Annotated in this window: 11 protein-coding genes and 1 tRNA gene; 6 read left to right on the top strand and 6 right to left on the bottom strand. The window is 63.2% G+C overall.

Annotated elements, in window-relative coordinates; all coding sequences use genetic code 11:
• Nucleotide 1 precedes the first annotated feature (1 nt).
• The gene (gene amoC / locus ACV959_RS07665) at nt 2-772 is read right to left on the bottom strand and encodes a bacterial ammonia monooxygenase, subunit AmoC (RefSeq protein ID WP_475737512.1); all 771 of its coding nucleotides are present in this window, start codon (nt 770-772) and stop codon (nt 2-4) included.
• 229 nt (nt 773-1,001) lie between these two features.
• Nucleotides 1,002-2,927 carry an ATP-dependent zinc metalloprotease FtsH gene (gene ftsH, locus ACV959_RS07660; RefSeq protein WP_475739281.1) on the bottom strand — a complete coding sequence of 642 codons (1,926 nt, stop codon included), beginning with the start codon at nt 2,925-2,927 and terminating at the stop codon, nt 1,002-1,004.
• Between the two features lie 182 nt (nt 2,928-3,109).
• Here ftsH and ACV959_RS07655 point away from each other — a divergent pair, with 182 nt between their 5' ends.
• Both ACV959_RS07655 and ACV959_RS07650 read left to right on the top strand, forming a co-directional pair.
• Nucleotides 3,110-4,576, top strand: a complete 1,467-nt coding sequence (locus ACV959_RS07655) for a GlxA family transcriptional regulator (RefSeq protein ID WP_475739280.1) — start codon at nt 3,110-3,112, stop codon at nt 4,574-4,576.
• Nucleotides 4,577-4,749: 173 nt separating this feature from the next.
• A complete protein-coding gene (locus ACV959_RS07650; RefSeq protein WP_475739279.1) occupies nt 4,750-4,911 on the top strand; it encodes a hypothetical protein in 162 nt (53 codons plus the stop codon).
• A 445-nt stretch (nt 4,912-5,356) separates the two neighbouring features.
• On the opposite strand, the gene ACV959_RS07645 is transcribed toward ACV959_RS07650, so the two are convergent.
• The 3 genes from ACV959_RS07645 to ACV959_RS07635 form a co-directional block, all read right to left on the bottom strand.
• On the bottom strand, nt 5,357-6,004 hold the full coding sequence (locus ACV959_RS07645) for an acyl-homoserine-lactone synthase (RefSeq protein ID WP_475739278.1): 648 nt from the start codon (nt 6,002-6,004) through the stop codon (nt 5,357-5,359).
• Nucleotides 6,005-6,084: 80 nt separating this feature from the next.
• Nucleotides 6,085-6,825, bottom strand: a complete 741-nt coding sequence (locus tag ACV959_RS07640; RefSeq protein WP_475739277.1) for a LuxR family transcriptional regulator — start codon at nt 6,823-6,825, stop codon at nt 6,085-6,087.
• 197 nt (nt 6,826-7,022) lie between these two features.
• Nucleotides 7,023-7,940: an outer membrane protein gene (locus ACV959_RS07635; protein WP_475739276.1), complete on the bottom strand. Its 918-nt coding sequence runs from the start codon at nt 7,938-7,940 to the stop codon at nt 7,023-7,025.
• A gap of 419 nt (nt 7,941-8,359) precedes the next feature.
• On the opposite strand from ACV959_RS07635, the gene ACV959_RS07630 reads away from it, so the two are divergent.
• Together ACV959_RS07630 and ACV959_RS07625 are read left to right on the top strand one after the other, a co-directional pair.
• A tRNA-Ser gene (locus tag ACV959_RS07630) sits at nt 8,360-8,449 on the top strand.
• 323 nt (nt 8,450-8,772) lie between these two features.
• Nucleotides 8,773-9,165: a hypothetical protein gene (locus ACV959_RS07625; protein ID WP_475739275.1), complete on the top strand. Its 393-nt coding sequence runs from the start codon at nt 8,773-8,775 to the stop codon at nt 9,163-9,165.
• 238 nt (nt 9,166-9,403) lie between these two features.
• On the opposite strand, the gene ACV959_RS07620 is transcribed toward ACV959_RS07625, so the two are convergent.
• The gene (locus tag ACV959_RS07620; RefSeq protein ID WP_475739274.1) at nt 9,404-9,787 is read right to left on the bottom strand and encodes a YidH family protein; all 384 of its coding nucleotides are present in this window, start codon (nt 9,785-9,787) and stop codon (nt 9,404-9,406) included.
• A gap of 129 nt (nt 9,788-9,916) precedes the next feature.
• Between ACV959_RS07620 and hflK the strand changes: the two genes are divergently transcribed.
• The gene (hflK, locus tag ACV959_RS07615) at nt 9,917-11,056 is read left to right on the top strand and encodes an FtsH protease activity modulator HflK (protein ID WP_475739273.1); all 1,140 of its coding nucleotides are present in this window, start codon (nt 9,917-9,919) and stop codon (nt 11,054-11,056) included.
• A complete protein-coding gene (hflC, locus tag ACV959_RS07610; RefSeq protein ID WP_475739272.1) occupies nt 11,053-11,979 on the top strand; it encodes a protease modulator HflC in 927 nt (308 codons plus the stop codon). The genes hflK and hflC overlap by 4 nt, the downstream gene beginning before the upstream one ends.
• Nucleotides 11,980-12,022: the final 43 nt, after the last annotated feature.

Genomic DNA, 12,022 nt, shown 5'->3' with positions numbered 1-12,022 from the left:
CTTACTCGGTGAGGAGGGCGACGCCTTCCTTGCCGATCAGCGCATGAATGCGCATCAGGATCTGAAGAACGACGCCGAACACGCCCAGCGCCATCCAGCCGAAGAACACGAAGCCCCAATGCAGCGGAGCGACGAACAGCTCTTCCATAAACCAGAAGGTGTGGCCCCACTCGTTCAGGCCAACGTTCGGGATGATCATGAACGGGCCAATCGCGACGATCAGGAACGCCAGCGAGTAGCCATGAGCAAAATACGGAATGCGGGTCTTCGCATAGAAGAACGCCCCAACCGCGATCACCGAATAAATCGGGTAGCTCATGTAGAACTCGATGATGTGCGACGGCGTGAAGTCCGTGTCACGGATAACCGTCATGTGCCACGTGCCGTCCTGCTCCGTGAAGAACGACGCGCCCCAGTAAATGGCGATGCCGTAAACGACAAGCCACTGAACCAGAACAACCAGACGGCGCATCTCTTCGCGCGGCGTCACCGCGTCGACGTTGCGGTCGCGCGTCTTCCACAGATAGCCCGCAAGAGCCAGACCAGAAACCAGCTCCAGAGGAATCTCGGTCCAAAGGATCGACATCCAGTAGGTCTGGAATTCCGGAGCAAAAGAGTCCAGGCCAGCGCGCCAGCCGAACACCTGCTCATAAATGCGAACGATCAGATAAAACGTGTTCAGAAGCGCAAGGCCAATCCACATCCCACGCAGATCGACTACAGCTTCCGAGCCAGCAGCTACGCCAGTAGCTGTGCTAGTGGTCGAGCTCATTCGATAACTCCTCTTTGATTTTTTCGCTCTCGAGGAACTCCCCCTCGAAGCTGACGCATCTTGCTTCTTGTACCGCCAGACAACAGTGACTTTGTCGCCAATGTAGAGACAAAAACCGCCATCGGCTTTGGCCGCAATTTCTTGATTTTGCAGCGCAACATGCTGTCTATCGAAAAAAAGGCCCGGCTCGAGCCGGGCCTTCTTTTTCTGTCGAGGTTCCTGAACCGGATCAGATCGGCTGCGGCGCGACGCCGCCTTCCACGTCCGGTTCGGGTTTTTGTCCTGTTGCGGGGACGGCGGAGCCGCGGGGGGGCTGGGCGGAGGTCGAGCCCGTGTCCTCGCGGACCGGGCGCTTGCCGACCAGCAGGCCTTTCATCTCCTCGCCCGTCAGCGTCTCGAACTCCAGAAGCGCATTCGCCAGCGTGTCCAGCTGAGCCCGCTTCTCTGTCAGGATCTGCTTCGCCTTGTCGTAGGCTTCCTGAACCAGACGGCGAACCTCCGCGTCAATCGTCTGCTGCGTCGCCTCCGACAGCGTCTGCTGACGCCCGATCGAATAACCCAGGAACTGCTCCTGCTGCGGGTCCGCATAGGCGACCGTCCCGAGCTTGTCCGAAAAGCCAAGCTGCGTGATCATCGCCCGCGCAACCCGCGTGCACTGCTGGATGTCCGACGCCGCGCCAGACGTCACCTTGTCGTGGCCGAAAACCAGCTCCTCCGCCACGCGGCCGCCCATCGCGATCGCCAGCATCGCCGTCAGCTGCTCGTAGGTCTGCGACACCTGATCCCGCTCGGGAAGACCCTGAACCATGCCCAGCGCGCGGCCGCGCGGGATGATCGTCGCCTTGTGGATCGGCATCGCCCCCGGAACCGTCAGCTGAACCAGCGCATGGCCGCCCTCGTGATAGGCCGTGAGCTTCTTCTCCTCCTCCGTCATGGAGAGGGTGCGACGCTCCGCGCCCATCATGATCTTGTCGCGCGCGTCCTCAAACTCCTGATTCGTCACGATCCGCTTCGACCGGCGCGCCGCCAGAAGCGCCGCCTCGTTCACAAGATTCATCAAATCCGCGCCCGAGAACCCCGGCGTGCCGCGCGCCACCACCTTCAGGTCGACGTCCGGCGCCAGCGGCACCTTGCGGGCGTGAACCTTCAGGATCTTCTCGCGGCCGATGAAGTCCGGGTTCGGAACCTGGATCTGACGGTCGAACCGGCCCGGACGCATCAGCGCCGGATCGAGAACGTCCGGACGGTTCGTCGCCGCGATCAGGATGATCCCCTCATTCGCCTCGAACCCATCCATCTCAACAAGCAGCTGGTTCAGCGTCTGCTCGCGCTCGTCGTTGCCGCCGCCAAGGCCCGCGCCCCGGTGACGGCCCACCGCGTCGATCTCGTCGACAAAAATAATGCAGGGCGCGTTCTTCTTCGCCTGCTCGAACATGTCGCGCACGCGGCTCGCGCCCACGCCCACGAACATTTCCACGAAGTCCGAACCCGAGATCGAGAAGAAGGGAACCCCCGCCTCGCCCGCGATCGCCCGCGCCAGCAGCGTCTTGCCCGTGCCGGGCGGACCCACCAGCAAAACGCCCCGCGGTATCCGGCCGCCGAGACGCTGGAATTTGCCCGGATCGCGAAGAAACTCAACAATCTCCTGCAAATCCTCCTTCGCCTCGTCAACCCCCGCAACGTCCTCGAAGGTCACCCGACCCTGGGTCTCCGTCAAAAGCTTCGCCTTCGACTTCCCAAAACCCATCGCCCGGCCGCCGGCGCCGCCTTGCATCTGGCGCGCCATGTAGATCCAGACGCCAATGAACAGAAGCAGCGGCAGACCGTTCACGATCAGCGTGGACAGCCAGCCGGGATTGTCGCTGGCGGGTTTCGCGCTGATCTGCACCTTCTTTGCTTCGAGCTTCTGCACCAGAGACGGATCGTTCGGCGCATAAGTCGTGAAGGTGCGGTTGTCGTTAAAGTGCCCGGAGATTTCATTGCCGGCGATCGTAACGTCGTGGACGCGGCCTTCGTCGATCTGCACCAGCAGTTCGCTGAAGGTGATTTCGCGCGCAGGCGTGCGGGACTGCTGTTGCTGGAACATCGCAAACAGGACGCCCGCGACGGCGACGAAGACGACCCAAGGCAAATATTTCTTCCAATTCGCCTTCATTTTCACCTCCCTGGACGAGCCCCCCCGCCACGGCAGGAGCGGACTCGCCCGAATAACACCATGATGACGGAGGACGGATGCCCTCGCCTTCCTCAACATGTGATTGGGGACATCCTAGGTCAGGATGGCGAAATAGCCAAATCGAGTCCATAATTCGCCAAAAAGATAAATGGTGGGGAGGCATGATCAAGATCGTCATCGCTGGCCTGGACGGCTGTCTGGGGTCTGCGTTCCTCGGCCTGAGCGACCTGCTTGCGCTGGCGCGGCGGGCGATCGCCGCGACGCTGCCGCCGGGCGACGCTGCGGGCGTGGTGCCCGATTTCGGCGCCGTCGCCGCCAGCGCGACCGGCCGTCCGATCCACGACGGGCGCGGCACGACGTTAGACGTCGAAACGTCCTTCGAGGAAATTTCCATCTGCGACGCCGTCATCGTGCCGAGTTTCGCGCCGGCGCCCGACGGAACGGCGCCGGACATGTCCACGCTCGGCGCGGCGGCCGCCTGGCTTCGTCGCCACCATTCCCGCGGCGCTCTGATCGGCGGCTGCGGCTCGGGCGTGTTCCTTCTCGGAGAGGCTGGTCTGCTCGAGGGGCGCCGCTGCACCACGAGCTGGTGGCATCACGAGGAGCTGAAGCGGCGCTATCCCCGCGCCGACGCCGCTTGGGGGGCGCGCCTGATCGACGACCGGCGCGTGGTCACGGCGGCCGGGCCTCTTTCCTGGATCGACGTCGGGCTGCATGTCCTGCGAACGCTCTGCGGGCCCGAGGCCGGCCGGATCGCCGCCGACTTCACGCTGGGCGAGGCGGCGCCGACCAAAGGCGGCGTGAAGGGCGCCGCCTACACGCCGAGCGTGATCAGCGGCGGCGCGGACGCATTCCTCGCGGATGCGGAGCGAATCGTCCGGCAATCGGACGCGGCGTTCAACGCCCAGGATCTCGCCCGCGCGCTTTCGACCTCCGAGCGGACGCTACACCGCAAGCTGAAGCTGGCCTGCGGCGAATCGCCGAAAACCTTCATCGACCGCATCCGCGTCGAAACGGCGCGAACCCTTCTCGAAACGAGCGCCAAGCCCGTCAAGGAACTCGCCGCCAGCGCTGGCTTCGTCGACGAGGCGAGCTTTCGCCGCGCCTTCCGACGCTACGCCGGCATGGCGCCTTCGGCGTATCGCGTCTGGGCGCGCGCCAAAAGCCAGGATAAGGCGCAGATGTTCTCTGTCCGAAAGGACGCTGAAATCATCCCCGAGATACTGACGACGATACTCGACACATGCGTGAACGGCGTCACCCTCGCCGACCCGGACATCGAGGACGCGCCGATCGTTTACGCCAACAAGCGTTTCGAGGAAATCACCGGCTACGAGACCGAGGAGATCATCGGACGCAACTGCCGGTTTTTGCAGGGCTCCGACCGGGATCAAGAGGGGCTTCGCCGTCTGCGCGAGGCGATCAAGAATCGCCAGCCGATCGAGGTGACGCTGCGCAATTACAGGAAGGACGGCGAGCTATTCTACAATAAGCTCAATATTACGCCGCTTTTCGACGCCCAAGGGAACCTGCTCTATTTCCTGGGCGTTCAATACGACGTCACCGACCAGGTGCGCGCCGAAACGGAAATCGGCGACCTGAAGGCAAAACTACAGGCAATTGCTTGATGCGGGTCATATTCGGCGCAGCCCGACAAACGATCGTCATTGCGCTGCAAAGCGGCTGGAAAGTCTCATATTTCCAGATAGCGCGTCTCTGCGACTTCGATCAGAACGACGGCGCGCGACTGAATATGCGTGCATCGCAATAACTTTTCCCGCTTGCGCGATGGCGTGAGCCGGTGCGTTATTTCGTCGCGCCGTCGGTCTACATCGCCGCAAAGAGCAGTCGACGGCAACGCCACAGGCAGAGGGAAACGCCCATGAACTCGTTCACCGCCATCGTGTCGATTCTCGCCGCCGCCGCCGCCGTCACCTTCGCGATCACCGCTTATGTGAACTGATCGGCCGACGCGGGACGCACTAGTGACGCGCGCCCCCTGGACGCGCGTCTTTCTTTTTCAGGCGCCGACGGCGCGACGCCGTTTTCCGCGAGGCGCGGATGGTCGAGCCGGCTTCTTTGTGTTGGCCGCGACCATGCGCGTATCGCTGAGACGGCGCCTCTGCGCCCCGTGCGCCAGCTCCTCCACGTCCTGCGCCAGCCGGCTGAGCCAGGCGCGCCCCTCCTCGTTGCTACGTTGGGCCTCGCCGGCGGACTCAAGCAGAGCGGCGCACTCCATATTCCTCAGACAGACGCATGCGCTTGGAAGTTCGGGGCCCTCACAGCGGCGCCGGTAAGCTTTCTCGATTTTCCGATCAAGAAGCATAAAATTCTCGTTTGTGATGACATAGATCATCTAAGCCCCTACCCTCTTTTATTTTTCGTTCGCGCGTCCGAAGGAGCCCCGCTCACGACGCAAGCTTCGCCCGCAAGCTGTCCATGACCGCCGGCTCCAGCGTCATTTCCGACAAGCCGGCGAGCCCGCGCACCCGCGCATCCCATTCCGGTCCCACCTCGTAGAGAACGGCGTAGGTCTCCACGCCGCCGATGATTCGCGGCGGTCCGAGCGGCTCTCCGGCGCAGCCGACGCGCATCAGCATGCGGTGCATCGCGCGGTCGTAGACAGTGACGATATGGGTCAAGGCCGCCGCCTTGCCGATTTCGTTGAGCGCCATGCCCAGTTCCGCCGTCGCGCGGCTGATGGTCGGCGCGTCGACGCGGCAGTCGCCCGTCATCCTTACGGTGAAACGGCTCGACTCCCAGATCAGGGGGCTCTGGATGCGCGCGCCGTCCGGCAACAACTCGGGGAAGGTGTCGTTGAGCATGTTGAAGCCGGTCGTAGGCAGGAGCCGAAGCCCGCCGATGACACGCTCGTTCTCGTCGAGCGAGAGCACATACAACGGGTCCAGCGCGTCATAGCCATCGATCTCCCAGCGGTTGATGACCGTCACCTGCCATTTCAGACGTTCATGGAACACGCTGCGCCGAAGGCGGTGCATTTCATCGACGAGCCGGGGATAGCGGCCGCGCCATTCGCCTGGAATGATCTTGATCATCCCTCTAGTCCTCTCATCAGTTTGTGATGAGGGTAATCTGGTTAAAAGACAGAGGGTTATCACCTCCCGAAAATGGGGGGTCAGCGACGTCTCCTCGGGAAGAGATGCGTCGGTTCGTAGGACATGTTGACGAGACCGAGCGCCACCGCCTTGGCGACGGTGTGGGTCGTGTTCGCCGTGTTGAGGCGGGCGCGCGCGGATTCGAGATGAAAGCGGACAGTATGCGGACTGATGCCGAGAATGCGTCCGATTTCCTCGTCGGTCTTGCCGAGCGCTTTCCAGCGCAGGCAACTCGCCTCGCGCGGCGGCAAATGCACGGGCTGCTCGTCGGCGGTCCCGCAGGATCGCAGCGCCGCCGCGTGGAAATTGAAGGCCACCACCATCAGATCGCGCAACAGCTCCCGTTTCATGGAGCGCCATTCGGGGCCTGTTCCGTTCGTGGTGACGGTGAACAGGGCGAACTCTCCGAGCCGGCCGCGGATCGGGATTGACAGACCGTTGGCGCCGACGTCGAGTTCCTGCGCCTCGCCGAAAAACTTTCGAATCGTCGGATCGCTGCGGTCGATGTCGGCCCAGTCGATGGGAAGAATGCCGCCGAGCCCCGCGCGAACGATGGGGTCCAGATCGACATAGCCGTTCTGGGCGTAGTGCTTCTGCCACTCGGCCGAATAGGTGACGGAGAGCAAGGGGCGCGCGCCGCCGGGCGTCGGCATGTTCAGCGCGGCGTAAGCGGCGTTGTGCAGGCCCCAGGCCCGCATGAACTCCCGAAGGGCGTCGGAAGCCGAGTCGACGCGATCGGCGCGCGCCAGACGTTCGATCAAATCAAAAAAATCGTCGGGATGCACGAATCGGCCAAGCGTTCGACGACAATGAATTCTAGGTTAGAGCGACGGCTCGATCCGGACAATACGCGCTCGGGAATTTCCTGCGCGCCGCGCCGCCGTCACAGGAAAAAGAAAAGCCCGGCCGCAGGGCCGGGCTCCATTCTGTCAATCGCGACGATCAGCGATCGAAGCGATCAGTATTTGGCGACGACCGGAGCCGGAGCGCCCCAGTTGAAGTGATAGTTCAGACCCGCGCGGACGATATGGCCGTCGAAGCGCTGGCTGACCTGCGTGGCGTGCGACCAGACCGGGATCCCGCCGATCGTCGACGCCGTGTTGAAGCCGCCCGAATAATTGACCGTGCCGAGATCGTAATAGAGATATTCGACCTTGGCGCTCCAGTTCGGCCAGAACATCCACTCGACGCCGCCGCCGGCCGTCCAGCCCACGCGCGTGTCGGAATAGGCGCCAGCCGACGCATAGGGGAGAACGTCCGCGACCAACGGGGTCTGCGGGGCAAAGAACGCCTGGGCGTTCGAGGTCACGCCGCCATAGGCGAGACCGCCCGTGCCATAGACCATGAGGGTGGGGGTGAACAGCCAGCCGAGGCGGCCGCGAACCGTGCCCAGATAATCGAGACGGCTCGAGACGCTCAGCGCGGTATAGCTGTTGATGCCGGCCGCGGTGGTCGGGGCCGCCGTCGACAGGGTCGCGCCGTTGCCGCTGCCGGCGATGCCCTGGATATCGGCCTCGATGCCCACGACGAAGTTGTTGTAGAACTGCCAGTTATAGCCGACCTGGCCGCCGCCGATGAAGCCGTCGTTCGACGCGCTCAGGACGCCGCTGCCGCCGAAGGCGACGTTATTGAACTGCGACACGCCAAACGGCGTCAGGAGCGGATTGGCCCAGAGGGGCGCCGTGCCGACAGTGACGGTGTTGCTGTTCGACCAAGTGTAGCCGGCGTTCAGACCAACATAGAAACCCGTCCACATCGGAGGCGGGGGCGGCGGCGGGGGAAGGACCGGCGGGCCCTTGCGGGACGGAAGGTCGGCGGCGAGCGCCGAACCGGCGGTCAGCGCCAGGGCGGCGACCGAGAGAGCAATTTTTTTCATACCAGCCTCATTCTCAGTAGAGCAGACGGAAGCGACGACCAAGCATGTCGCCTCCAATTTTTTGCCCGGCTCGGCCGGAGAAACGATTCTTCCTCCATGAGCCATGCCCCAATTCACAGGCGCCGCGCTGCACAGTCAACGCAATCTCGCGATCTGAAAGGCCTTCCAGGGCAATAAGATTCGCGGTGTTGCGCCGAAGCCACATAGATTCGGCGGGTCTGCCGCGAAAGCAGGCGGGCCATGGGCGTTTTTTTGGACCCGCCGCACAATGAGGCGCCCAAACGCGCAAACGCGCGGCAGCCGCTCCGCCCGAGCGCGGGGACGCGCGACCGGCAGACAGATGCTTGCCAACAGATGCTTGCCAAGCGGAAGACGCTTTGGCATATGTCGCTGACCGTGCGCTCTGCCGCGCATGTTGCGGAGACGTGGCCGAGAGGCTGAAGGCGACGGTTTGCTAAATCGTTATAGGGGAAACCTTATCGTGGGTTCGAATCCCACCGTCTCCGCCATTTCATCGTCAAAACTTCATTCCCAGCCGCCATCCGAACGCCGGCGCCTCATACCTCCCCGATTCGCCCTCGGCGCCGCATTTTGCGCGAACCCTTGCCATTGATGCCTGCAAAAAAGTGAAAAAAATATACCTATGGTAGCACTTCATATCAAATGCAATCGGCGCTCCGTTGACGTCGCCGGGCGATGGGAGGACCGTCGTTGAGCCTAGTAAAAATAAAGTTGTTTCCCGTCATCCCAAGGCTTAGTCCTAGGCAGATAACTGGATGGGCAAATAATTAAATTTAAGAAAACTCATGCGGCGATTTCGGCGGCTACGGCATTGGTCATCGGCGTTGCGTCCGTTGCTTATGCCGGGGGAGCAAATGGCAATGGCGAAAGGACCCCGCAGGCGCCGGTCGGTTCGGTCCTCGGATCGGCCGATCTCTGGGCAGTCATCAACGCCGACGGCACGGTCGCGCGCAGTGATGGCGCGCAACTCTCGGCGACCTTCAAGATTGCTGGGTTTACGGGAGCCTATCAGATCGGGTTTTATCGGAACCTGACAGGCTGCAACTACGTGGCTACGATCGGCAACGCCGGCGCCGGCGTCGCGACGCCGGAAATCATCGCCACCGCCGCGCGCGCGGGCGTCGCGACGGCCGTTTTCGTGCAGACCTCGGACACGACCGGCGCAGCCTCGGATCGTCCGTTTCATCTGCGCGTAACCTGCTGATCGTCGCTCTTTCGACGGTCGACATTCCGGGGCATGGGGAGCCGTCCTCATGCCCCGTAATTTTTTCCGCCCGAACCGCCAAGTTGCGCGCAGCGACAACGAATGGCACTCTTTCCCCGGATGACACTGGCTCCGGAGAGTGGTCATGGATGAATTCGGCGGCGGTTTTTTGATGAACGCGCTGATCGGCTTTGCGCTGGCGCTGCTCGTTTCCTTCGCCTTCGTCTGGTATCGCTGATCAGCTGATCGCGAGATAGGCGCTGAAGGCGGCGACGGCGAGAATCAGGACAGTCAGCGCGGCGAGCGTTCCTGCGGCCATCCGGGCGAAACGGCCCGTATCGCCGGCGAGCAGCAAAGACTTTTGTGTGAAGCGAATCGTCGCCAGAATAATGATCAGGACGCCGGCGCAGACCAACGCCGCGCCGCCGTATCGCCCGGCGGGGCTCGCAAGCCGGCGAAGCTGCGGCAAACCGGTCCCAGTCCCAGATTCGGCCGCGAGCGCCAGCAGGAAGAGATTGAACCGCTCGATCACGAAGCCCAGCGCGACGACGGCGATTCCCGTTCGCACCCACGCAAGGTAGGTCCGCTCGTTCGCGGCGGCGTCGGCGTAGTTCGGAGTCATCGCCAGATCTCCCGTTATTGCGACGGCTGGACCGCCTCTCATTGCCGCCACGGCGCCGAATGCCTATAACATTTAAGCGTGGCGTCTTCCGCCGCGCCCGAGGCCACGACAACTTCTCCGCGAGACAAAATGCCCTGGAGCGATCAAGGCGGACCCCGTAACCAGAACAACAATCCGTGGGGGCAGCAAGGCGGCCCCTGGGGACAAGGCCCCGGCGGCGCCCAGCCGCCGGACCTGGAGGAGCTGCTTCGCCGCAGCCAGGAGGGCCTGAAGCAGATCCTGCCCGCCGGATTCGGCGGACGAGGGCTTGCGATCCTCGTCCTTCTCACGCTGCTCGCATGGCTCCTCTCCGGCCTGTACACGGTCGGTCCGAACGAAATCGGCCTCAATCTGATTTTCGGAAAGTATCGCGGCAAGACGCAGGCGGGCCTCAACTATAATCTTCCAGCCCCTGTCGGCTCGGTGATCAAGCTCGCGGTCACGGACCGCAACGTCACCGACGTGGGCTTCCGGGAGGAGGCCGCGCTTGAGGGACGCCGCCGTGGAGGCCAGCAAAATCAACGGCTTGGACCGGAGGCGCCGGAGGAAAGCCTGATGCTGACCGGCGACGAGAACATCGCGGACGTGAAGTTCCGCGTCGTCTGGCAGATCGACCCGGCCAAGCCTGAGGACTACGCCTTCAACGTCGCCAATCCGCACACGACGGTGAAAGCCGTGGCCGAGAGCGCGATGCGCGAGATTGTCGGGCAATCGCAAATTCAGAAGATCCTCACCGCCGATCGCAAGCTGATCGAGCCCGCCTGCCAGTCGTTGATGCAGAAGGTGCTCGACGACTATCACGCCGGCGTGCTGGTGCTTCAGGTGCTGTTGCTGTCCGTCGATCCGCCCCAGCAGGTCATCGCGGCGTTCCGCGACGTCACGGCGGCGCAGCAGGATTTACAGCGGCTCGGCAACGAGGCGGAGGCCTATGCGAATCGGGTCGTCCCCGAGGCGCGCGGCGCCGCCGCCCGCATTCTTCAGGAGGCGGAAGCCTATCGCGAGCAGACCGTCGCCGAGGCGCGCGGCCAGGCGGCGCGCTTCGAGAAAATCTACGAGCAATACAAGAATGCGCCGGCGCTGACCCGCCAGCGCCTCTACATCGAGACCATGGAGCGGGTTCTGGGCGGCGCCGAGAAGGTGATTCTCGACGATCCCGCCAAGGGCGGCGCAAGCGTCGCGCCATTCGTGCCCCTGCCCTCCTTCGCCCCCTTCAAGGGAGCGCAACAGTGAAGAACGGCTTTCTTTTCGTCCTCTCGATCCTCCTCCTGGCCGCCGTCGCTCTTGCTGGCGGCGCGCTCTTCACGGTTCAACAGACCGAGCAGGCGCTGGTGCTGCGATTCGGCGAACCGGTGGCCGGCCGCGGGCTCATCACGGAGCCGGGGCTCCACTTCAAGCTGCCGCTGATCGAAAACGTCGTCACATTCGACAATCGCATACTCGACGTGGAGAGCCCCAACCTCGAGGTTCTCGCCGCCGACAATCAGCGCCTCGAGGTGGACAGTTTCATCCGCTACCGCATCGTCGACGCGCTGAAATTCTACCAGTCGGTCAATAGCGTGCTGGGCGCCAACAATCAGCTCGGCTCGGTTCTCAACTCTGCTGTGCGCCGTGTCCTTTCCGAGGCCAATCAGCAACAGATCGTGAGGGACGAGCGCTCCGCGCTGATGGCCAAGATCAAGGAACAGGCCGACCGGGAGGCCCGCCGTTTCGGCGTGCAGGTCATCGACGCGCGCATCCGGCGCGTAGACCTCCCGCAGCAGATTTCGGAGAAAGTCTACGGGCGCATGCAGACGGAGCGTCAGCGCGAGGCTGCGGAATATCGTGCGCAGGGGTCGGAGCAGGCGCAGAAAATCACCGCCAAGGCCGATCGCGACGTCATCGTGCTGAAGGCGGAGGCGCAGCAGAAGGCGGATCAGATCAAGGGCGAGGGCGACGCGGAACGCAACCGCATTTTCGCCGAAGCTTTTGGGAAGGATCCCGACTTCTTCGCTTTCTATCGCTCGATGCAGGCGTATGAATCGGCCTTCAAGCCGGGGGAAACGCGCTTTCTCGTCAGTCCGCGCTCGGAATTCTTCCGTTTTTTCTCGGCTCCGGAGGGGAGCGCGGCGCCGGTCATCGACTCGACGCCTCCGGAGCGGGCCCAAAAACGTTAACCCCCGCGCGCATTCAAAGGCGCGCGCCAGCAGGAACATTGTC

The sequence above is a fragment of the Methylocystis sp. Se48 genome (assembly GCF_056269425.1).
Note: the sequence above shows the minus strand (reverse complement) of the source record. Positions and strands in the feature narration are given on the sequence as shown.